The following is a 22,666-nucleotide window of genomic DNA, read 5'->3' as shown; positions in this document are numbered from 1 at the left end:
AACTTATGTTGAGCGTGGGCGGGCAATAGCGCGCTCGAACTTTTTTGAGTTTTTTGGACTTATTCAGCAAGCCCTACGTATGATTTGAACTTGAAAACCTACGCGATCGAGTGCTTCAGCAATATCTTTTGCCTTGTACAACCGCAAACAGTGTATTTCCTCATCTCGCCTGTAGGTTTCCCCTACTTTACGAAGAGTAATGATGCGGCGAATTAAAGTTTCATTTTCTTGATTTTCTTCCTTCTCAACCAGAACTATCCAATCTTTTCCTTCCGTGAATCCTTTGGTTGTGTTTCCTGCTAGAATCTGTCCGGGTTCTGCAATGTCAAAAATGAAAACACCGCCCTCGGTTAAGGCGTGATAAATGCGACGGAAAAATTGCACCAGGTTTTGGCGATCGTTGTCTGCATCAAACAGATAATTCAAACATTCGCCGATCGAGGTGACAGCATTACACGGTGGGATATCAGTTTTAAACAGGGACTCAACTCGAAACTCGCCATCTGGCACTCTGTTTCGGGCAATTGCAATCAAAGACTCAGAAATATCAACTCCCAGAACACGATAACCAGCCTTTGTGAATTCTAGTGCGGATAATCCGCTGCCACAACCCAAGTCCACGACTAAACCTTCTTGTAGGTTGTTTTGGGCCAAAATATTCAATATAGCAGGGGCAGATTTGAGAGCATAATCGCTATGCCCAACATGATGAATATATGCGAGGTCTTCCTTATACCACTGTGTCATGACTTCGTTCCAGCAGACTAACTCACAAATTTAGTTGCGATCGCACTTTTATTCCGGCTTGACAGACTCAGCCAACCACTTCGCATTCTCTCGCCGATGAACATTAATCGGACTGTTGCGATATATCAGCTTCTACCATCGCAATTAGTTCATCTAATGTTCGAGCCCAAGCTTCTAGCATTCGCTTGCTGTCCCACACCCAGGCGACTGTTTTCTTAACTTTCTTTGAATCGGGAAGTTGTCTTTGCTCAATCATAGTATGTTGCAATCCCTTTGAGTCTCTCCTTTCGATTAACCCCAATATACCAATCGCCAAGACAGTTAGGACATTCTTGATCGCTGAAGCTATTACCGTGGCTGCATTTTCTTTCTTCCTTCTTCCTTCTTCCTTCTTCCTTCTTCTATACAAAAAAATCCCCCGCCAGAAGGCAGGGGATTTCATTTAATTACCTAGAAACCAGAGTTCAGAGTTACCCGAATTTCCCGGCTGTCGAGGCAATTACAAAGGCGGCGTAAGTGAGGATGTATCCCACAGTAAAGTGAGCCAAACCAACAACGCGACCTTGGATGATTGACAAAGCAACAGGCTTGTCTTTCCACCGAACCAAGTTAGCCAAAGGAGTGCGCTCGTGAGCCCAAACCAAAGTCTCGATCAACTCTTGCCAGTAACCTCTCCAAGAGATCAGGAACATGAAACCAGTTGCCCAAACAAGGTGTCCGAATAAGAACATCCAGGCCCAGACAGACAAGTTGTTAGTACCATACGGGTTGTAACCGTTGATCAACTGAGAAGAATACAGCCAGAGGTAATCGCGGAACCAGCCCATCAGGTAGGTAGAAGACTCATTAAACTGAGCCACGTTACCTTGCCAGATGCCTAGGTGCTTCCAGTGCCAGTAGAACGTTACCCAACCCAGGGTGTTCAGCATCCAGAACATAGCCAGGAAGAAAGAGTCCCAAGCAGAGATGTCGCAAGTACCGCCACGGCCGGGGCCGTCGCAGGGGAAAGCATAGCCGAAGTCTTTCTTGTCCGGCATCAGCTTAGTACCGCGAGAGTCTAGAGCTCCCTTGACCAAGATCAATGTGGTGGTGTGCAAGCCTAGTGCGATTGCGTGGTGAACCAAGAAATCGCCAGGTCCGATCGCCAAGAACAGAGAGTTAGTACCGTTGTTAATCGCGTCCAACCAGCCTGGGAGCCATACGTTGCCGTAGTTCGGCCAAGCGGTAGAAGCAATGCTGTCGGGGTTAGACAACAGCACATCCATGCCGTAGAGAGCTTTTCCGTGAGCAGCTTGGATGAACTGTGCGAACACTGGTTCAATCAAGATTTGCTTTTCCGGAGTACCGAAAGCTACTACAACGTCATTGTGAACGTACAAGCCGAGAGTGTGGAAGCCCAAGAACAGCGACACCCAGCTCAAGTGAGAGATAATCGCTTCTTTGTGCTGCAACACGCGATCGAGCACGTTGCCTTTGTTTGCTTCAGGATCGTAGTCCCGCACCAAGAAGATAGCTCCGTGGGCGAAAGCGCCGACCATGATGAATCCAGCAATGTACTGGTGGTGGGTGTAAAGCGCAGCCTGAGTCGTGAAGTCCTTACCTATGAAAGCGTAGGGGGGCATCGCGTACATATGCTGTGCTACCAGGGAGGTAATTACGCCCAAAGCAGCGAGGTGAAATGCCAGTTGGAAGTGCAGCGAGTTGTTGTAGGTTTCATACAAGCCTTGGTGAGGCAAGTTGAACTGCCCTTCACTCTTGCCGCCGACCAAACCTGCCTTAGAATCCAACATCTCTTTGATGCTGTGACCGATACCGAAGTTAGTCCGGTACATATGACCGGCAACGATAAACAGAACTGCGATCGCCAAGTGGTGGTGAGCGATATCTGTCAGCCACAGGGATTCTGTTTGAGGGTGGAAGCCACCCAAGAAAGTCAGAATTGCGGTTCCAGCGCCTTCGGAAGTACCGAAGACATGGTTCGCTGCATCTGGATTCTCGGCGTATACGCCCCAGTTACCAGTGAAGAACGGAGCCAAACCGGCCGGGTGAGGCGGGGTAGACAAGAAGTTGTCCCAACCTACGTGCTGTCCGCGAGATTCGGGGATAGCAACGTGAACCATGTGACCAGTCCAAGCCAAAGAGCTGACACCGAACAAACCAGCCAAGTGGTGGTTGAGGCGAGATTCAGCATTTTTGAACCAAGACAAGCTGGGACGGTACTTGGGCTGGAGGTGCAACCAACCTGCGAACAGGAAGACAGCCGCCAGTAGTAGCAAGAAGATAGCTCCTTGATACAGGTCGGCGTTTGTCCGAATCCCTTGGGTGAACCACCAATGGTAGACACCAGAGTAAGAGATATCCACCGGGTTAGAAGCGCCCCCTTGAGTGAAAGCTTCTACAGCAGGAGCGCCGAATTGCGGGTCCCAAATCGCGTGAGCGATCGGGCGGACGTTTAGGGGGTCTTTAATCCACTGTTCAAAGTTACCTTGCCATGCTACGTGGAACAGGCTGCCCGAAGTCCACAAGAAAATGATTGCTAGGTGGCCGAAGTGAGAAGCAAAAATCTTTTGGTAAAGATTTTCTTCGGTCATGCCATCGTGGCTTTCAAAGTCGTGTGCTGTGGCAATCCCGTACCAGATCCGCCGTGTGGTCGGGTCTTGGGCAAGGTCTTGGCTAAATTTTGGAAATTTCGTTGCCATAAGCCTTGATTAATCCTGAATCCTGAACAAAATTGAAGGGATTCGGTTCGGAGTTTGGATTCTCGATTTGAGATTCCTCCCAAATCGAGAATCCAAAACCTAGGGGTAGTTTACCCTACCGAAATGATTCGCGCTAGGAAAAATGCCCACGTAGTGACAATTCCTCCTAGGAGGTAGTGAGCTACACCCACAGCCCGACCCTGAATAATGCTCAGAGCACGAGGCTGAATCGACGGAGCTACCTTGAGCTTGTTGTGAGCCCAAACAATCGACTCAATCAGTTCTTGCCAGTAGCCACGGCCGCTGAACAGGAACATCAAGCTGAAGGCGAAGACGAAGTGTCCAGCTAGGAACATCAAACCGTAGGCCGACAGTGCCGAACCGTAGGACTGAATTACCTGAGAAGCTTGCGCCCAGAGGAAGTCCCGCAGCCAGCCGTTAATCGTGATCGAACTTTGTGCGAAGTTGCCGCCGGTAATGTGAGAAATTGTGCCGTCTGGCGCTACTGTTCCCCACACGTCCGACTGCATTTTCCAGCTAAAGTGGAAAATCACGATCGAGATGCAGTTGTACATCCAGAACAAGCCTAGGAACACATGATCCCAACCCGAAACTTGGCAGGTGCCGCCACGGCCGGGGCCGTCGCAAGGGAACCGGAAGCCCAAGTTGCCTTTGTCGGGAATCAAGCGAGAACTGCGTGCAAACAACACGCCCTTCAAGAGAATCAGGACTGTAACGTGAATGGTGAAAGCGTGGATGTGGTGGATCATGAAATCCGCCGTACCCAACTCGATCGGCATCATCGCTACTTTGCCGGCGACGACTACTGCACCGCCGCCAAAAGCGTGGCTGACGATTTCCGTAGCATTAGGCGCTGTTGTGCCCGGAGCCAAAGCGTGGATGTTTTGCACCCACTGGGCAAATATCGGACGCAACTGAATCCCGGTATCCGAGAACAAATCTTGAGGACGACCGAAAGCCCGCATCGTGTCGTTGTGAACGTACAGACCGAAGCTGTGGAAGCCCAAGAATATACAAACCCAGTTCAGGTGGGAAATGATCGCATCTCTATGCCGGATCACGCGATCCAACAAGTTGTTGACATTTCCAGCGGGTTCGTAATCCCGAACCATGAAGATTGCTCCGTGAGCGGCTGCTCCAACAATCAGGAATCCGCCAATCCACATGTGGTGGGTGAACAGGGATAGCTGAGTCGGGTAGTCCGTCGCGATGTACGGATACGGAGGCATCGCATACATGTGGTGGGCAACAATGATGCTCAGAGAGCCCATCAGTGCCAAGTTAATCGAGAGTTGCGCGTGCCAAGAATTAGTCAGGATTTCGTAGAGACCTTTGTGACCTTCACCAGTGAAGGGGCCTTTGTGGTTCTCTAGGATTTCTTTCATGCTGTGGCCGATGCCCCAGTTCGTCCGGTACATATGACCAGCGACGATGAACAGCACTGCCAAAGCTAAGTGGTGGTGTGTTGTATCAGTCAGCCACAAACCGCCTGTGGTGGGGTTCAGACCGCCTTTGAAGGTCAGGAAGTCTGTGTATGCGCCCCAGTTGAGGGTGAAGAAGGGGGTTAAACCTTTAGCGAAACTCGGGTAGATGTCAGCCATCAAGCCCGGTGTCAAAATCCACTCGTGCGGCAGGGGGATGTCGGCAACTGTTTTGATCAGCTTGCCGCCGACTGTCAGCGGTGAACCTGCATCGATCGCGTCCATGCAAGCGTTGATTGGCAGCGACACGTGAATTTGCTGTCCCGCGTAGCCCAAGCAGCCGCAGCCCAACAACACAGCCAAGTGGTGGTTCATCATCGATTCCACGTTCTGGAACCATTCCAGTTTCGGAGCGCGGACGTGATAGTGGAACCAACCGGCAAATAGCATCAAAGCTGCCATTACCAGGGCGCCGATCGCAGTGCAATATAGCTGGTATGAGTTAGTGATGCCGTTGGCGCGCCACCACTGGAATAGACCAGAGGTGATCTGAATTCCGTGAAAGCCGCCGCCTACATCTGCATTTAAAATTTCTTGACCAAAAATCGGCCAGACCACTTGAGCGCTGGGCTTGATGGCTGTAGGATTTGTCAGCCAAGCTTCGTAATTGGAAAATTTAGCGCCGTGGAAATATGCGCCACTGATCCACACGAAGATTACTGCCAAGTGGCCGAAGTGAGCGCTAAAGATTTTGCGCGAAACGTCTTCTAAGTCACTTGTATGACTGTCAAAGTCGTGAGCGTTAGCGTGGAGGTTCCAAATCCAAGTGGTGGTTTTTGGCCCCTTAGCTAGAGTGCGATCGAAATGGCCGGGTTTTGACCACTTCTCGAAAGAAGTTGGAACCGGATTCTTATCGACTACTACCCTAGCTTTTACCTCTCGCTCTGGAGGACTAATGGTCATGAAGACTCTCCTCTCGGTAAGACAAGGAACGAGAACTGAATACTGTACCGGACACTCCCCGCGCTTGATTAGGCGGGGGATTCTCGAAAAAGCCGACACTGCACTACACTTTACTCTTTGCAGAGTTAGACGCAGGTGCATCGTCTCCCCAAGCATTTTGCTTCTGTGAAGAAGCCAGTTTCCCAGTGTCGCTAACAATGTGACTGGGTACTGCCAACTCTTCTCTCCAGATGAGCGGCCGATCTCGTCCTTGATTCAGACTTGATACGGCTGCTCCTTTTGAGGGAGTTTTATGAATTATAAGCTTGCTAGAGGAGTATTAATCGCTTGTTAACAATACTTAAAAAAGGCTCAATTCTTGATGTAATAACGCCTTTAAATCCCACAGTCCCTCGAAAAAGTCAAGGGGTACTGCCATTAACTTTACAAAACTCAAAGATAAAGTAATTTAGGAATACTCATTTGTAGATATATGTTTGGGAAAAAGGCTGCGGGAATTAAGAGTGGGAGATGATGGGTTGCCCGCTGCTGCCTCAATCCTGCCTCCTAGGAGCCTTTGGAATTCATGAGCTGCAATTCCCCAATACTAAATTCATTTTTGGGCTATAGTTCCCTATGAGAAGGCTTCTAGGAGTATGGTTGCGTGATTGGGATCAATTGGCACAGAACGGTTGCAGGCAGGCTGCTGGCATTGTTCGCAGTAGCAGTATTAATTTTGGGTTTAGGAAGTTGTGGCGCGGGCCATTCCGAATTGCCCAAATCAGGGAACAAGAGCGGCTCAGCTACCGCCCAGGTAAACAGAATCTCAGAGGTTTCTCCCCCAGAAGCCATTCAACAACTGCGTCAGGCTCTAGAAATCTACCAGCCTCAAATTAGTATTTTGAATCCAAAACCTGACGAAGTGCTTCAGGATATAAATGTGTCTGTTCAGTTCCAAGTGAAGGACTTGCCCATTTTCAAAGATGCAAACTTGGGTTTGGGCCCCCATCTGCAAGTTTTATTAGACAACCAACCTTATGCAGCAGTTTACGACATCAACCAACCTTTAACGCTCTCCGACTTAGAACCCGGAACCCATACCCTGCAGGTGTTCGCTGTTCGCCCTTGGGAAGAAAGCTTTAAAAACAAAGGTGCCGTTGCTCAAACCACCTTTCACGTTTTTACCAAAACAGACGACAATAATCCCGATCGAACATTGCCCCTATTAACGTACAACAGCCCCCAAGGCAGCTACGGGGCAGAACCCCTCCTGCTCGACTTTTACTTGACAAATGCCCCCCCCCACGAAGTGGCGCAAGAAAATTCCCAAGATGAAATACTCGATTGGAAAATTCGAGCCACAGTCAACGGCCAAAGCTTTGCGATCGACCAGTGGCAACCTATATATCTTAAAGGATTCAAACCAGGGAAAAACTGGGTACAGCTAGAATTAATTGACGAACGAGGAAATATCGTCAAAAACGCCTTTAATAATACAGTCAGACTGATAAATTTCCAACCGCTCGGTCAAGATCCTCTTTCAAAATTAGTGCGGGGCGAACTAACAACAGCAGAAACTCGCGGTATAGTCGATCGCACCTACCAACCCCCCGAACCCACACCAACCCCAAGCCCCGAACCGACACCGACACCGACACCTGCATTAGAAAAAACACCAGTTGTCGAACCGTCACCAGCAGTTGCAGAAACCCCTGTTACCGAACCCAGCTTAGAGCCAACAGTCGCTCCCGAAGTTGCTCCCGTTCAAGTAATAGAACCGACACCGACAGCAACCCCCGAACTCGAAGCGCCGAAAATTGTAGAACCCATTCAAGTAATAGAACCGACACCGACAGCAACTCCCCAGTTAGAAACCCCGAAAGTTGTTGCACCAGTTAAAAAAATAGAACCGAACCCAACAGCATCTCCCCAAACAAAAAAACAGGAATATAAAGGATACTACAATCGGTTCCGCAACTTCTTGCGTGAAGAACCCCAACCTGCTCCTTCAGAGCCACCAACCCTGCCAGAAATAACAGGAAAAGCTCCAGTACCAAAAGTAGTCGCTCCCGCGATACCAGAAGAGTCTCCCAATCTTGTACCGCCAACCCCACCAGTTGCCGCTGAAACTCCTAGCCAGCCAACCACCGAATTAGCAGATCCCAAAACAACTGTTTCCGAACCCGAAAATCCGCCCAAATCCGAACAAAAAGTCGAATTTGCCACCTAACAAAATCTTTCGGGGCTTCTTCGTGGCATGGGGGTCCCGCCCGTGCTCCATCTGCGGTTAAAAATTAAAGGACACTAGAAAATGACCTACCTCGAAACAGCAGCCAAATTCTACAGTGATGTTGCCGAAACACCCCAAATCGGACTTTGCTGCGTCCAAAGCAGTCCCTTGCAATTGCCAGGATTAAAAATTCCCGAACAAATGCAAGAAATGAATTACGGCTGTGGCACAACCGTTCACGCCGCCGAACTTGTCGGCAATCCCTTCGTGCTTTATGTCGGCGTCGGCGGCGGCCTAGAAGCACTACAATTTGCATATTTTTCTAGACACAAAGGAGCCGTTATTGCCGTCGATCCGGTTCCAGCAATGCGAGATGCGGCTGCACGAAACTTGCAAATTGCGGCCCAAGAAAATGATTGGTTTGATCCGAGTTTTGTAGAAATTCGTGAAGGCGATGCTTTTGCGTTGCCGGTGCCGGATGCTTCTGTAGATGTTGTGGCCCAAAACTGCTTGTTTAATATCTTTGAACCCGCAGATTTAGCTAAAGCATTAAAAGAGACTTATCGAGTGTTAAAACCGGGTGGCAGATTGTTGATGAGCGATCCGATCGCAACTCGGCCAATTCCGCAGCATTTGAAGCAAGACCAACGCTTGCGTGCCTTGTGTTTGTCCGGTGCTCTGACATACGAAGAATACGTTCAACACCTTGTAGACGTTGGTTTTGGGCAAGTCGAAGTGCGGGCGAGAAGGCCTTACCGATTGCTGGACAAACACAATTATCAATTGGATGCGGATTTGCTGTTAGAAAGCCTGGATTCGGTGTCTTTCAAAGTGGATGTACCGGATGACGGAGCTTGCATTTTCACTGGCAAGACGGCGATTTATACGGGGTCTGAAGAGCTGTTTGATGACGGGGCAGGTCACGTTTTGCAACGAGGAGTTCCGGCGGCGGTGTGCGATAAAACGGCTGGGAAGTTGGGCGGATTAATGCCGGATAAGGTGTTAATTACGGATTCGACTTGGCATTATAACGGCGGAGGTTGCTGTTAGGAGAAAAAACGCCGGTTTAAACAGCGCCTAAACAAACGAAGTCTGCCTGCGCGGCCTCTTGAGAACCCGCCCAGGCGGGTTTTGTGTGTGTAGTGACGATTTCCAATCGCCCCGTAGATTTGGGAAGAATCAAGAGTTGCATAAGGTCTGTTACCAAGCTATAAGCTGAACTTGAGGCGCGACTGATTCCCTGCAATACTGCCTGATTAGCGCTTGGGCATTTTCCCTGTTTTGTCCCGTGTATCAATTGTAAACTACTTCCTCATTTTGAGAGGATAGATATAACAAACCACAATTTTTTACCCGCGAGTAAATTAAGGGAACTTTGGCAAAGTCAAGTAAAGTAGCTTTTTTGCGATCGCGCTCTTTCGCTTCTGGGCTATCGTGGTACTGAGACTGAAACTCTACTACTAGGCAAGGATTGTAGTTCAAGTCTGTGATTAGGGCATCGACAGCACTGGGACTAAATAAAAACTTTTTGAGTTCCCAATCAAGGTTGCTGACTTGTTCGCAAACTTGGGATAAGCTAACCTGTGTATGGATTTTATAGTTGTTGTCTACACAGGTGTGAAGAAACTCAAGCATTCTTTCTTCGTAAGGGTTGACAAGTCTTTTAGCTTTGACAGACATTATTGTGCCTCCATGATAATTTTTGCAAAGTGACCAAGGAACTCTTCTAAAACTTCACTTGAACTGATAGAAACCTGCCATGCGTAGGGAAAAAGCTTATCTTCGCTGAGTAGGAGGTAGCTGTCCCTATTACTTAAGGTTTCAATGGGAAATTTTTCGTTTTTTTTAAGGGGAATTTGGAGACTTGTTCGTTTACAGTAAGCCAAAGAAACGTTAATTTTTTCCGAAAAATCCGAAGAGTCTATTAGTCGCTCTGTAATTTTATTTATATAAAAAACTCCCCTGGTTTTTCCTTCTATTAGGGTAGAAAATCGCGCATCGAGTGAATTTAAAAAAAGCTCTTTTTTACTAGGTAAAACCCAGACTGCTCCTGCTGTAAGTTCAGGTTCTAGTTCTAGCAATGTCCAATACTTGAAGTTGAGTATATGTTCGTCTAAGATATCTTGAGGAATAGAAATAAACAAACTATCCTTTCGCTCTTGAAAAACAAGTTGATAACGTTTATCCCCTTTCCCTGGCTTCTTCACTCTGTATCCTATATATTGAGAGGTTCGCTTCTCCTCAAACTTTTCGTAGAAACCAAGTTCCTTTAACAAACTAATAGCCAAAGACATCAAATCTTCGCCACCTTCAATCACTTGAATATTGGTTGAAATCAGGCGGGGTACGCCTTTTTCTACCTCAAAACGCTGGATGACATCATAGATAATTTTAGACATAGGCTGCTTCCTAAAAACCTTGGCTAAGGTTCCTAGACCTAGCTTAAACTGGTCAGCCACGAATGTCAAGCATCTTGGCTAAGATTTTTAGATTTTAATTACAGAGGATTTTTTTGAGTATTTATACACAACAAGGACAGTGAGACCCGATCGCACCCCTCGCCCCCCTCTTGTGGTACAGGCACTCCGACCTGTACCACAAGCCATCGTTTAACCTCCAGTTTTCCCCATCCTGCCAAACTTCCCGCTAAATTAAAGAAGTAAAAAAATCATTCACATCCTACCCAGGAGATGCCATGCCTCGCGTCAGAGCACCAGAATTCCCCGGAAACTACCCCTGGCTGAACACCGAAAAACCTTTATCCATTGAATCCTTAAAAGGGCGCGTTGTCCTCCTCGACTTCTGGACGTACTGCTGCATCAACTGCTTGCACGTCCTCCCAGACTTAAAATACCTCGAACAAAAATATAAAGATTCCCTCACGGTTATCGGCGTTCACTCGGCCAAATTTGAAAACGAAAAAGAAGTAGAAAACATCCGCCAAGCTATCCTCCGCTACGATATCGAACATCCGGTAATTGTAGACAGCGGCATGAAAGTTTGGCAAAGCTATGCCGTTCGCGCTTGGCCGACTTTAATGGTGATCGATCCTGAAAGTTATGTCGTCGGCTTTGTTTCCGGCGAAGGCAATAGAGAAGCACTTGACGAGTTAGTTGGCAAGTTAATTGCTGAATACAAAGATAAAAATGCACTCAAATTTAAACAACTCAGTTTTAGCTTAGAAAAACAGCGCAAACCTGTATCAACACCGCTGGCTTTTCCAGGTAAAGTGCTGGCCTTTGCGATCGCTGCAACGGAGGCAAAACAGCTTCACCAACAAGGCGCGCTTTTGGGCGAAATGAGCCAGGAAAATGAATCTGTAGATGAAACTGTATTGCCCGGGCCTGCTAATTCAGTCATACAAAACTTAGTCGGTTCTTGCTTATTTATTGCTGATTCAGGACATAATAGGATTGTTGTCAGCACCCTCGAAGGTGAGGTACTGCACGTCATCGGTAGTGGCAAATCGGGTTTAACTGATGGGGACTTTGAAGAGGCTGAGTTTTTTGCACCTCAAGGTATGGCTTTTGATGCAGAAAGTCAAATTCTATATGTTGCTGATACGGAAAATCATGCTATCAGAAAGATTGATTTTACGACTCAACTGGTAGAAACTGTTGCTGGTACCGGCGAACAAAGTCACGAAATTTCACCCCGCAGCGGCAAGGGTTTAGAAACGCAATTGAATTCGCCTTGGGATTTAGAAAGAGTTGGAAATAGACTTTTTATTGCAATGGCGGGTTCACACCAAATTTGGGAAATGCAGTTAGACACTGGCACGATCGGCACTTATGCGGGTATTGGCCGAGAATCCTGTGTGGACGGGAATCTTGCAGAATCTGCTTTTTCTCAGCCCAGCGGCCTCGCTACGGATCGATCGGAGTTGTTTGTTGCCGACAGCGAAATTAGTTCGATTCGTGCTGTGGGTATAGATGAAGACCCGAAGGTTCGCACTGTTTGCGGTAGCGGTGAATTGTTTGGTTTTGGGGATAAAGATGGTCGCGGTGATGAGGTCAGGTTGCAGCACTGTTTGGGTGTTGAATACGCTCAAAATTACCTCTGGGTGGCTGATACTTACAATCACAAAATTAAGCGGATCGACCACCGGGGCGGTACGTGCAGAACAATGATTGGAGATGGTACAGCAGGTTTGGTTGATGCTAAAGGTCTCAAGGCTCGATTTTTTGAACCTTCAGGGTTGAGTGCGATCGGGCCTCACTTGTTTGTAGCTGATACGAACAATCATGTAATTCGCAGAATTGAGTTGGATACGCTGGAAGTCACAACTTTGGATTTCCCCGGTTTGTGCGCTCCTGATGTTTGTCTTCCTGATTAAGTCGATCGACCTTTTTGACATCAGGCACGGTTTTCAATTCTCCTGATTGCCAGATTGATTGTGGTAAAGTAGGGTGCTCTTCGGCGCACCTTACCACAATTTTCAAGCCAAGTAAGTTACCCTAATTATTCGCGGTGAGTGCAGTGCCTCACCCGCAATTCACTCCTGGATGCAGTACGTCTATATTTAGGGTGTACGGCCCAAGAACACCTAACCGATATAAGTAGAACGCCAAACCACTTTTTGCGTCCAGGACTGAATTACTAAATGCTGTTAATTCCATCGCTACTAAAACCGCGATCGCCAGTAGTAAATAATCGCAAAAATCCTCGACCCTATCTAAAATTCCGAATAGCTCAGCAGCCGCACTATTTTTTCATCATCGTTCAATTCCCCGACAATTCGTCGCACCGGTTTCGGCCAGATTTTAATCAAAGTAGGAGTTGCTGAAATCTGATCTGCCTCAGCTTGGTCTGGATGTTTCAAAACATCAATTACTTTTAAAGTGTAGGGACGATCGAGGCATTTCTCTAAAAACTGGTGTAAAGTTTCCAGGGTGCGTTCAGTGCTGGGGTTGCTGCCGGAAACAAACAGACGCAAAACGTACCCTTGAGTTTGTGGCGGTGGGGTAAGTGCTGTTGGTTTGGGCAGCCGAGTCTGCTGCGATGGCGGAAGATCCAAGGGAGTTACGATCGAACTGCTCCAGTCCGATCGAGCTTCGGGGCTGGCATACTGTACAACTAAGTCGTGATTTTCCCAAAGTTCGGGGAATTGTTGGTAATAAGTAGCGATCGCCATCGGTTCGCACATTTCTTCGCTCCGGGGATGCCACACTAAGTCGCCAGTCCCAAAAATGGCGTTCAGCAGCGTTTGATGTCGCAGCACGGGGGGGTAAGCCTCGGCAGCAACCCGCACCTGCCTATCGCCTGGATCGAGCCAGGAGTCAACGGTTGCAGTGTAGCAAGGTATCAGAAAATGTGGCGGTTCCGACAAACCGAGGATCTCCTGTAGAGCTACGCACAACTGCAAATGCCAGCGAGTTTGCTTGTGCGGGTCTATGCAATAGATTAAGTCTCCCCCTGGTGTAAACAGCGCAATGCCTTTGAAAATTTCTGGCAAAATCGGGCGATCGACTTTCAATTCAGTACACCAATAGCAGTTAACAGTTAACAGTTAACAGTTAACAATTAACAGTTAACAGTTAACAGTTAACACTCGACCTTTAGACTCGACCTCGCAGCATCTGAGCCATTTCGTTCGGGTACGGCGAGTTCTCTACACAAAGTTCTTCAGTAATCCGACCTTCTTGATAAAGGCCGTAGAGCGACTTATTCATCGTCGTCATGCCTTCATAAGTATCTTTGATCATGATTTGATTGATTTCCTCATTCTGGCCCTTCAGAATGTATTCCTTAACCACGTCGGTATTGATCAAAACGTCGTGGAAAGCAGCCCGCTTCCCGTCTGTGGTTTTGCACAGCAGTTGAGCAATAATCGCCACTAGGGATTCGGAAATGGAAACCCGTATGGCCTCCTGTTCTTCGGGCCCGAACATATCCAGAATCCGGTTCAGGGTTTTAATCGCACTGTTGGTGTGCAGGGTTCCTGCAACTAAGTGACCTGTCTGAGAGGCTTTGAGGGCGATTTCCACCGTCTCTCTGTCCCGAATTTCTCCTACTAGCATCATGTCCGGGTCTTGCCGCAGAGCGCCTTTGAGAGCGTTCATAAACTTGAGCGTGTGCCTGCCGACCTCCCGGTGCTTGATCAAGGATTTTTTGCTTTCGTGTACGAATTCTACCGGGTCTTCGATCGTGATGATATTGTAGGCTTTATTCTTATTGATGTAATCGATCATCGCAGCCAAGGTGGTAGACTTACCCGAACCTGTCGGGCCCGTCACCAAAATCAGCCCTTTGTGGTAGCCGCATATTTTCTTAAAGACCTCCGGCAGCTTCAATTCCTCCAGTGTCATTATTTTGGAAGGAATTAGCCGCAGCACCATTGCCGGCCCGGCTAAGGAGTCCATGCAACTGATCCGAATCCGCACGAACCCGAAGTCGAAAGCGCCGTCAAAGTCTAGGGTTTTTTGGAAAATTTCAATTTCTTCATCGCTCATGCACTCGCGCAACCAGCCAAAAAACGTATCTAAATCTGTTGGTGGATAGCCGATGTCGGCAATTTCGCCCCGCGTGCGGAAGCGAGGCACTTCGTTTACGCCGAGGTGAAGGTCGGATACTCCTTCATCTTTGGCTCGGAGGACTAGCTCTTTCAAAGTCGGAGATCCGCCGCTGCTAAAGCTGGCACCTTTAGGTGTGGCGAAGGATTGCGGCGGCGGTGCTGGTGCTGGTGCTGGTGCGGGCGGCGGTGCGGGCGGCATTCCTGCTGCTCTGGGGGGCATCCCTGGAGCTGGAGGGCGGGGTATTCCTGGCAGTGGGGGAGCTCCGGGTACGGGCGGGCGAGGAGCTGGCGGATGCTGCTGTGTCATATGCGCTACCTTAAGTTGGTGAGAAGGCTGACTCGAACAGATGATTTGTGGGAGTTGGACAATGCCGATCGCCCGAAGAGCGTCTCTTGCACAAAAGCTTAACTGTTCTCCTCAGTCTATCGCAAGATCAGGTTCTGCTGGTGAAATACAAAGGAAATATTATGCCAATAGGAGGATGCGCTCACTCTTTATCTACGCCCAAATAGGGATTTTCCACATTTTTGGATAAATTTTTTAATGGAAAGAGTTTTCCGCACTCAAACAGTATAAATTGATACTTCATCCAACTATTAAGGACTTAAACCGATGAATTCTGTCGATCTGGCTTTTACTCCAGCTCTGGAGTTGGCGGAGTCGATCCGCACCCTGGAAGTGTCGCCTTTAGAAATTGTCAATCTCTACTTGGAACGGATTGAGCGATTAAACCCTGAGCTGGGCAGTTATTTTACAGTAACGGCCGAGCGGGCGATCGCCCTAGCTAAATCTCAAACCGAAAAACTAGCTGGGTTAAACAAGCCACAGGAATTGCCACCTTTTTTCGGAGTGCCGATCGCCATTAAAGACTTGACACCAGTTACCGGCGTTCCCTGTACATACGGCACTCAGGCTTTGCTGGGTAACATCTCTGCCTACGACGAGTCAGTAGTATGGCGGATCAAAGCAGCGGGATTTAACATTCTGGGCAAAACAGCCACCTCTCAAATTGGCTCATTACCTTACACCGAACCAGAAGGTTTCCCGCCCGCGCGCAATCCCTGGAATTTAGACTATACGCCCGGAGGTTCTAGCGGCGGCTCAGCGGCCGCTGTAGCAGCCGGTTTGTGTGCGATCGCCCAAGGTTCAGACGGCGGCGGTTCGATCCGAGGCCCAGCTTCCTGCTGCGGTTTAGTGGGCATTAAACCATCGCGGGGGCGAGTTTCCTGGGCACCTGTCGGAGATTACCTCAGCGGCATTTCTGCCAACGGCCCCCTGGCGCGCACTGTAGCTGACGCCGCCGCACTTTTGGATGTAATGTCAGGCTACACAACAGGCGATCCGTACTGGCTACCAGATTCAAATCCGACGTTTCTAGAGGCTTCCCGTCAAAAGGTGGACAAACTGCGAATTGCGTTTTCTACGACTATTTCCCCTGTGGGCGAGGCTGCGGCTATCTGTCAGGAAGCCGTACTCGAAACAGTAAAATTATTGACAGATTTGGGCCACAATGTCGAACCGGGATGCCCGGATTTTACGGGTTTAATCGAACCGTTTATCGCAATTTGGCAGTCTGGGGCGGCGGCAAGTGGCATTCCAGGCCCTGCTTTGGAACCGATGAATCGCTGGCTGTTGGAAAGAACTATTTCCGCTGGGGAATATTTGCGGGCGGTGAATCAAATGCAGGTGATTTCACGGCGGATTGTGGGATTCTTTGAAAAATTTGATGTGTTAGTTTTGCCGACTTATCTGCACTCCCCCATCCGGGTTGGAGAGTGGGCGGATTTGAGTTTTGAAGAAACTTTGCAGCGGATTATTAATTGGATTGCTCCTTGTCCGCCATTTAATGCTAGCGGTTTGCCTGCGATCGCACTTCCTGCCATTTTAGATAACAACGGTTTGCCCGTGGGAATTCAAATTATCGGGCGACCGGCGGCGGAAGCAACTTTAATTGCTTTAGCGGCGCAGATGGAAGCGGCGAAACCTTTCCCGGTTTTAGATTTTAAATAGGGAAGAGCAAGAAATAAAAGCACGTTTCCCTTTTTTATGGGTATGCCAAATCAGGACTTGTGCGCGGCGAACAAGAAATCCGGTTTTTGGCATAAATTTCTATTGACTGTTGACTGTTTGACATTTGAACAATACCGATGCAACGGCAAACGATAGGATTGAGAAAGGGGACAAATTTCAGGTTGAGTTTTTGTAAAATATAAAATACTTCTTAAACTACTTGACTTTTTGGGGAAGTAGGGTAAAATTCTTTCAAATTAATTCCCGGTGGCGGGTGTATCTAAAAAAATAACTTATGTTTAACACAGCAGGACTGTTTGAAGAAAATCAGATTCCGGGAAATGTTGTGGGTGTTCCAGCGGAAATACCAGACTTATTTGGCAGTAAGTTCGATCGCTTAAATCAGATCGGGACAATTGCCGTAGGCGATACCAATATTTTATTTGATACCAGTTACGATTTGAATCAAAAACCAGATTTGACGGCTGCTGCGACTGGTAGTGCGATCGACCTTTTTGGGCCATCCACCGACAGTGGTCTCCAATCGTTAGGAGGCGATAATCTTAAAGTTGATAGTAGTGTAAAATCCCAGACCGCTGTCTCCACTCAACTTCAGACAGACGAACTGACAGGGATGGATTTTGCTGTTGGTGATAGTGGTGGCGGGCCAGAACTCACCCTATCCCAAACTTCTTCCCTATTTCCTGATGAAAACTGGGCTTTCAATTTTAAAGATTACACCATCGAGCACCAAGGTTTAAACACCCTAAATCTCAAAGTAGGTTACGGATTAAAACCGGGAATTACCCAGAACGAATATCCCGATTTTGTGCCCATTTACCAAAGTATTGATAACTTCCTAGTTAACTACCCGAACGAAACAGATTTTTGGGAAATTGTTAACAAAAATTTGACGGAAAAGCTGCTTAATGAAAATCCGGTATTGACAGATGTTACAATTCAACTTGAAGTTTTGCCAACGGAGACATTGCCCTACGATCGCGCCAGTACAGTTTTCCGCAGTCAATCGGGAACAATCACAGAAGATTGGAATTTTTCAGTCAAAGACTACGCAATCAATCACCAAGGATTGAACAAGCTCAATCTCGATATAGATTACCAGTACAAGCCGGAAATCTCTCCCAATGAATATCCGGATTTTGTGCCAATCTACAAGAGCATTGATAACTTTTTAACCACATATCCGAACGAAACAGATTTTTGGGAAGTTGTCAATAAAAACTTGACTCAAAATATCCTCAACGAAAATCCTGCATTGGCGGCAATTAAGATAGATTTCAACGTTCTGCCAAGCCAAACCTTGCCCTACAACCGCACCAGCAAAGTTACTCGCACTCAACCCAGCAATCCTCAAGGAACTTTCCTAGTTGGCAATAGCAGGGGAAATAATGTACTTCGGTTTGACGGCAATACCGGCAATTTTCTAGGCGAATTTATTGCACCGGGAAGCGGCGGTTTGTCCAATCCAGATACCATCGTTTTTGGGCCAGATGGCAATGGCGATGATAAGTCGGACATTTACGTTAGTAGCGGCGATCAGCCCGGAAATTCGGGAGAACCAACAGCATCGGCGGTATTGCGGTATGACGGAATTACTGGCACATTTATTGACAAGTTTGTCGGCGATAATCCGAACACGGCGGCCGATGAAAGTGGCGGATTGTTTCGCCCTTACGGTTTAGCGTTTGGCCCTGACGGTAATTTTTATGTCAGCAGTTTTTTGAGTGACCAAATTCTCCGATACAACGGCAAAACAGGACAGTTTATTGATGTATTTGCTGCGGGAAATCAGCAAGCGGGAGGATTGAATGGCCCGAACGGTTTACTGTTTGCTCCTGACGGCAATTTGTACGTGACAACGCAGGGGAGTGTTGCGAGCAACGGTAAACCAGATTTTAGCGCAGGTTTCCCCAGTCAGGTGCTGCGTTACAACCCGCAAAACCGGCAGTCAAGTATCTTTGCTTCGCCCGATCCTTCGCCTCGGAGTCAGGGATTTGCAAGTCTTTTGGGAATGGCAATCGGGCCCGCTGACGGCGACCTTTATGTCAGCGATTTTGCTAACGATATCAGGCGCTACAATTTAAGAAGTGGGGAATTGGTCAAGGTTTTATTTACCAATTATACTGATACTTCGCCCAGTAGCAATTATGTAGGTAGTTTGGCTTTTTCGCCGATCGGCAATTTGTTTGCAGTTGGCTTTGACAACCGCGCCAATGCTAACGGTGCCGGCGCTGTTTTGCGGTACAATGGCAAGACTGACGAACCGCTGCCAATATCGGGAAATCCTGGGTCGAGTAACAGTTCTATTTTTGTCCCTCCCGACAGCAAGCTACAGCGTCCAATAGGAATTGCTTTCTTTCCGTCCGATGCTCAACTGACGCAGAAATGGAATTTTACATTGGCAAATTACCCAATTAATCATCAAGGTTTAAATAACCTGAATATTGATGTAAATTATCAGTACAAAGACGGGATTCAAAATTATCAGTATCCTGATTTTGTGCCGATTTACAAGAGCATTGACAATCTTTTAGTTAACTACCCCAACGAAACAGATTTTTGGGAAATTGTTAACAAAAATCTGACCGAAAAAGTGCTCACTGACAATCCGGCACTTTCGTCGGTGACGGTTAATTTGGATGTTTTACCGACGAACCGATTGCCTTACGAGCGCAGCAGTACCGTTACTCGCAGTCAAGATGGTAAATTAGGCGAATCATGGGATTTCAAGATTCCTAATTACTCGATCGATCACCAGGGTTTGAATAACCTCAATATTGATGTCAAATATCAGTACAAACCAGGAATTACGCAGGATGAGTATCCAGACTTTGTGCCGATTTACAAAAGCATCGACACTTTCTTGACTAATTATCCCAATGAAACGGATTTCTGGGAAATTCTTAATAAGAGTTTGACGCAAAAGTTGCTAGCCGAAAATCCTGCTTTGGATTCGTTGCAAATGAATTTGGAGGTTTTGCCGACTAACAGATTGCCTTACGAGCGAGCTAGTATTGTGTCGATCGCTTAGCCTATCATTGAAAACTAGATGGACAAAACTTGACAACAAATACATACTTAGCTACGGTAAGGGTACGGTTAAGTACGCTGCGTAGAAACCGGGTTTTTTCGCGTCCAAGACTAACCCATCGAAATTCTCTGTTGTGGTAAAAAACCCGGTTTTTTTAAGAAACCGGGTTTCTGAATTAGACCGAGTTTGCCAAGAAGCTCCATCTTGGGATCTATGTCTGTGTCTCCCTGCATTTGATACCTAAATAGTGGTGGACACAAATAGAATCAAAAACCAGATTTCGACGTTAACGTCGATCGCTCACAACCTGTTATTTTGAATTTTAACCGGGTTTTTGTGCCTCCAGGACTGAAAAAGATAGTTTTTTATCGCAGTTCGTGATGCACCCAATTTACAGTCATCAAACCCATATTTTCCCTATAAACCGAGTTGGTACCGCCCAGTCTTACTTATTACCAATTACGCTGTAATTAATTGATAATACCTCTTTAGATTGATAGATATTGTGCTTATTTTGTTTTAAAAATGGTAGCAGTTCGCTGCCAATATTTAGGGTGACATTTATGTTAACTTCCGGGCCGATTACCGCTCCCGTTCCCGTTTTCTTGGTTCTTTTAGCAATCATGCTACTTGCGCCGCTGTTATTTGAGCGCTTGCGACTGCCGGGAATAGTCGGTTTAATTATTGCTGGCGTAATCGTCGGGCCCAACGGTCTCAATTTGCTGCAACGGGACGCTACTATTGTTTTGTTAGGTACTGTAGGATTGCTGTTTTTGATGTTCTTAGCGGGACTGGAAACTAGCCTCGACGACCTCAAACTCAATGCGGACAAAGCTGTCATATTTGGGCTGGCTACTTTTTCGCTACCGATGATATTGGGTACAGGAGCAATGCTGCTGTTGGGATATAGCTGGCTGGCTGCAATTTTAGTCGCTTCTTGTTTTGCTACGCACACCCTTTTAGCGCTGCCAATTCTCACAAAATTGGGATTGATGCGAACTCAGACTATTACTACGACTTTGGGCGGGACTTTAATTACGAATGTGTTGGGACTGTTGGTGCTGGCAATTGTTGTCAAAGCTTTCAAAGGAAATCTCACTCTCGAATTTTGGCTGTTTCTAATTCCATCTCTTGCTATCTACACTTTTGGTACTTTGTGGGGAGTCCCCAAAATCGGTCGCTGGTTTTTTAAGAAATTTGGACACGACGAAAATGCAGAATTTATATTTGTATTGGCAACCCTCTTTCTAGTTTCTTACGCAGCAGAACTAATTGAAATTGAGGCAATTATTGGTGCATTTTTATCTGGAATTGCTATCACTCAAATTATTCCCAAAATGAGTCCGCTGATGAATCGGATTGAGTTTATTGGCAATACGCTGTTTGTGCCGTTTTTTCTGATTTCTGTGGGGATGTTAATTGACCCGCTAATTTTGGTGAAGCAGCCGCAGTCTTTATTGGTGGCGGCGGTGATGATTTTAGCTGAGGTGGTGAGCAAGTTTTTGGCAGCTTGGCTACCTGGGAAATTATTTCGTTTTGAGTTTCCCAGCATTATGGTAATGTTCGGTCTTTCTGTTGCTCAAGCTGCTTCTACTTTGGCGGCGATTACTGTTGCTTTTGACATTAAATTGGTCGATCGCGTAACGGTGAACGGCATCATTGCCATGATTTTAGTAACTTGTGTCGCTTCTCCTTGGATTGTATCTCGGTGGGGTCAACAAATGCAGCAGCCGGGGTCGAGTTTGCCGGCTGCTACGTCGGGAAAGCATTCATGGGGAGAGCGAGTTTTAGTGCCTGTTGCTAATCCGAATACGGAAGATAATTTGCTGCGTTTGGCTTTGATCTTAGCAAAAAGATATCAGGGAACTTTGCTGCCACTGCATATTTTGTCCGATCGCGGGGAAGCAATTTCGCCCGCAGAGAAAATGCAGCAAACTCAACTTTTGACGGCTGCGGAAACTGTTGCCCATGCGGCTGCTTGTGCGGTTGAACCGATCGCGAGGATAGATGATGCGATCGATCGCGGAATCCTTCGGAGTGCAACCGAACGCGAGGCTAGTTTAATTGTTTGCGGTTGGAAGGGATTTTCTACGACGCGCGACAATTTTTTTGGCAGCATCATTGACACAGTGATCAGGCGATCGCCCGTACCCGTACTGATTGCTCGATTTCCCGATCCTCTCCAGAATACAGCCAGAATAATTTTGGCGGTAACTGACAGCGAGTTGACTCGGTTTGGATTTCAGGAAACCGTGGATATTGCTAAGAGTTTGGCCGAGGAACTCAAGGCGAGTTTGCAAGTGTTGTTGGTGGCGACAAAACGGGAACAAAGCAACAAAAGTGCTGCGGAGGTGGAAATTATTTCTGAGATACCAGTAAATCGGGTGCGGGGAAATTTTATCAAGCTAGTTTCGCAGAATTTGTTAGAACACGATTTGCTGATTTTAACAACAATTTCTCACCAGAATTTGTGGGAAAAACCGGGAACTCTTAAAGAACCGGAAGCGATCGCCCGGACTCACCAAAATATTTCGATGCTTGTTGTTTATTTTCCTGTATCTTGAGGAAGATTTTAACCGCAGATGATGTTATGAATCTGCATTCATCTGCGGTTAATGTTTGAGGACTAAAGCCAAGTGGCAAATTAAACAAAGGTATGTAGTTATGCTTGTGCGCTCTTTCTTAAGCTGAGAGCGCACAAGCGCAACTACATACCTAAAATTTAACCCCCCTATTTGTGAGAATTGTGTAAGTCATATATTTAAGCCTAATCCAACGGAATTGCTAGCAAAATTTCCGCTGCGCGACTCTGAAATACACTAGATCGCCGTACATAGTTTTTAGGCAAAACTTTGATAGCTAATCGCTAGAACCTATTTTGAATCTTTCCCTTATCGCAATTTGGCTTAGTGCCTTAAGAAATATCAAATCCGGTATCATCAGAATTAATATTACCCCGAGTCAGGACAAGCGCCGTGCAGTTTCCGGAAAATTAATCGGGCGAGCAGATCGCTCTTTTCACTCGTGAA

Annotated in this window: 15 protein-coding genes; 6 read left to right on the top strand and 9 right to left on the bottom strand. The window is 47.1% G+C overall.

The features are described from left to right. Positions 1-63: 63 nt before the first annotated feature. The 4 genes from QUA23_RS26165 to psaA all read right to left on the bottom strand — a co-directional run bounded on the left by QUA23_RS26165 (position 64) and on the right by psaA (position 5,851). A complete protein-coding gene (locus QUA23_RS26165) occupies positions 64-747 on the bottom strand; it encodes a class I SAM-dependent methyltransferase (protein ID WP_333078507.1) in 684 nt (227 codons plus the stop codon). Between the two features lie 103 nt (positions 748-850). Then, positions 851-1,189 (bottom strand): hypothetical protein, encoded by a 339-nt coding sequence (locus QUA23_RS26160; protein ID WP_333078508.1) that lies wholly within the window; start codon positions 1,187-1,189, stop codon positions 851-853. A gap of 28 nt (positions 1,190-1,217) precedes the next feature. Further along, positions 1,218-3,446 carry a photosystem I core protein PsaB gene (gene psaB, locus QUA23_RS26155; RefSeq protein WP_333078509.1) on the bottom strand — a complete coding sequence of 743 codons (2,229 nt, stop codon included), beginning with the start codon at positions 3,444-3,446 and terminating at the stop codon, positions 1,218-1,220. 110 nt (positions 3,447-3,556) lie between these two features. Further along, positions 3,557-5,851 carry a photosystem I core protein PsaA gene (gene psaA / locus QUA23_RS26150; RefSeq protein WP_333078510.1) on the bottom strand — a complete coding sequence of 765 codons (2,295 nt, stop codon included), beginning with the start codon at positions 5,849-5,851 and terminating at the stop codon, positions 3,557-3,559. Between the two features lie 643 nt (positions 5,852-6,494). Here psaA and QUA23_RS26145 point away from each other — a divergent pair. Further along, a complete protein-coding gene (locus QUA23_RS26145; protein WP_333093925.1) occupies positions 6,495-8,060 on the top strand; it encodes a hypothetical protein in 1,566 nt (521 codons plus the stop codon). Between the two features lie 81 nt (positions 8,061-8,141). Continuing rightward, a complete protein-coding gene (gene arsM, locus QUA23_RS26140; RefSeq protein ID WP_333078512.1) occupies positions 8,142-9,110 on the top strand; it encodes an arsenosugar biosynthesis arsenite methyltransferase ArsM in 969 nt (322 codons plus the stop codon). Between the two features lie 243 nt (positions 9,111-9,353). On the opposite strand, the gene QUA23_RS26135 is transcribed toward arsM, so the two are convergent. After that, positions 9,354-9,740, bottom strand: a complete 387-nt coding sequence (locus QUA23_RS26135) for a DUF2726 domain-containing protein (RefSeq protein ID WP_333078513.1) — start codon at positions 9,738-9,740, stop codon at positions 9,354-9,356. Beyond that, entirely contained in the window at positions 9,740-10,459 is a 720-nt protein-coding gene (locus QUA23_RS26130; RefSeq protein ID WP_333078514.1) for a hypothetical protein, read from the bottom strand. The genes QUA23_RS26135 and QUA23_RS26130 overlap by 1 nt, the downstream gene beginning before the upstream one ends. 296 nt (positions 10,460-10,755) lie before the next feature. Here QUA23_RS26130 and QUA23_RS26125 point away from each other — a divergent pair, with 296 nt between their 5' ends. Then, a complete protein-coding gene (locus QUA23_RS26125) occupies positions 10,756-12,396 on the top strand; it encodes a thioredoxin-like domain-containing protein (RefSeq protein ID WP_333078515.1) in 1,641 nt (546 codons plus the stop codon). A gap of 339 nt (positions 12,397-12,735) precedes the next feature. Here QUA23_RS26125 and QUA23_RS26120 read toward each other — a convergent pair whose 3' ends face one another. Continuing rightward, positions 12,736-13,536 carry a circadian clock KaiB family protein gene (locus QUA23_RS26120; RefSeq protein ID WP_333078516.1) on the bottom strand — a complete coding sequence of 267 codons (801 nt, stop codon included), beginning with the start codon at positions 13,534-13,536 and terminating at the stop codon, positions 12,736-12,738. An 82-nt stretch (positions 13,537-13,618) separates the two neighbouring features. Next, entirely contained in the window at positions 13,619-14,881 is a 1,263-nt protein-coding gene (locus tag QUA23_RS26115) for a type IV pilus twitching motility protein PilT (RefSeq protein ID WP_333078517.1), read from the bottom strand. A 306-nt stretch (positions 14,882-15,187) separates the two neighbouring features. On the opposite strand from QUA23_RS26115, the gene QUA23_RS26110 reads away from it, so the two are divergent. Together QUA23_RS26110 and QUA23_RS26105 are read left to right on the top strand one after the other, a co-directional pair. Beyond that, positions 15,188-16,585: an amidase gene (locus QUA23_RS26110; protein ID WP_333078518.1), complete on the top strand. Its 1,398-nt coding sequence runs from the start codon at positions 15,188-15,190 to the stop codon at positions 16,583-16,585. Positions 16,586-16,880: 295 nt separating this feature from the next. Next, positions 16,881-19,637 carry an NHL repeat-containing protein gene (locus tag QUA23_RS26105; protein WP_333078519.1) on the top strand — a complete coding sequence of 919 codons (2,757 nt, stop codon included), beginning with the start codon at positions 16,881-16,883 and terminating at the stop codon, positions 19,635-19,637. A 445-nt stretch (positions 19,638-20,082) separates the two neighbouring features. Here the strand turns inward: QUA23_RS26105 and QUA23_RS26100 are convergent, their stop codons facing one another. Next, positions 20,083-20,262 (bottom strand): hypothetical protein, encoded by a 180-nt coding sequence (locus QUA23_RS26100; protein ID WP_333078520.1) that lies wholly within the window; start codon positions 20,260-20,262, stop codon positions 20,083-20,085. Between QUA23_RS26100 and QUA23_RS26095 the strand changes: the two genes are divergently transcribed. Next, entirely contained in the window at positions 20,261-22,201 is a 1,941-nt protein-coding gene (locus QUA23_RS26095; protein WP_333078521.1) for a cation:proton antiporter domain-containing protein, read from the top strand. The genes QUA23_RS26100 and QUA23_RS26095 overlap by 2 nt on opposite strands. The last annotated feature ends 465 nt before the right edge of the window (positions 22,202-22,666 follow it).

Origin of the sequence: Microcoleus sp. Pol1C5 (assembly GCF_036701115.1) — a bacterium.
Classification (GTDB): Bacteria; Cyanobacteriota; Cyanobacteriia; order Cyanobacteriales; family Microcoleaceae; genus Microcoleus.
The sequence above is the reverse complement of the archived record's forward strand: the minus strand, read 5'-3'. Positions and strand labels throughout refer to the sequence as shown.

What these genes read in the sequence shown, in the direction of transcription:
- QUA23_RS26135 (WP_333078513.1), bottom strand. Translation starts at nt 9,740, where the DNA reads ATGTCTGTCAAAGCTAAAAGACTTGTCAACCCTTACGAAGAAAGAATG.
- QUA23_RS26095 (WP_333078521.1), top strand. Translation starts at nt 20,261, where the DNA reads ATGCTACTTGCGCCGCTGTTATTTGAGCGCTTGCGACTGCCGGGAATA.
- psaB (WP_333078509.1), bottom strand. Translation starts at nt 3,446, where the DNA reads ATGGCAACGAAATTTCCAAAATTTAGCCAAGACCTTGCCCAAGACCCG.
- QUA23_RS26130 (WP_333078514.1), bottom strand. Translation starts at nt 10,459, where the DNA reads ATGTCTAAAATTATCTATGATGTCATCCAGCGTTTTGAGGTAGAAAAA.
- QUA23_RS26110 (WP_333078518.1), top strand. Translation starts at nt 15,188, where the DNA reads ATGAATTCTGTCGATCTGGCTTTTACTCCAGCTCTGGAGTTGGCGGAG.
- QUA23_RS26100 (WP_333078520.1), bottom strand. Translation starts at nt 20,262, where the DNA reads ATGATTGCTAAAAGAACCAAGAAAACGGGAACGGGAGCGGTAATCGGC.
- QUA23_RS26165 (WP_333078507.1), bottom strand. Translation starts at nt 747, where the DNA reads ATGACACAGTGGTATAAGGAAGACCTCGCATATATTCATCATGTTGGG.
- QUA23_RS26125 (WP_333078515.1), top strand. Translation starts at nt 10,756, where the DNA reads ATGCCTCGCGTCAGAGCACCAGAATTCCCCGGAAACTACCCCTGGCTG.
- psaA (WP_333078510.1), bottom strand. Translation starts at nt 5,851, where the DNA reads ATGACCATTAGTCCTCCAGAGCGAGAGGTAAAAGCTAGGGTAGTAGTC.
- QUA23_RS26105 (WP_333078519.1), top strand. Translation starts at nt 16,881, where the DNA reads ATGTTTAACACAGCAGGACTGTTTGAAGAAAATCAGATTCCGGGAAAT.
- QUA23_RS26160 (WP_333078508.1), bottom strand. Translation starts at nt 1,189, where the DNA reads ATGAAATCCCCTGCCTTCTGGCGGGGGATTTTTTTGTATAGAAGAAGG.
- QUA23_RS26115 (WP_333078517.1), bottom strand. Translation starts at nt 14,881, where the DNA reads ATGACACAGCAGCATCCGCCAGCTCCTCGCCCGCCCGTACCCGGAGCT.
- arsM (WP_333078512.1), top strand. Translation starts at nt 8,142, where the DNA reads ATGACCTACCTCGAAACAGCAGCCAAATTCTACAGTGATGTTGCCGAA.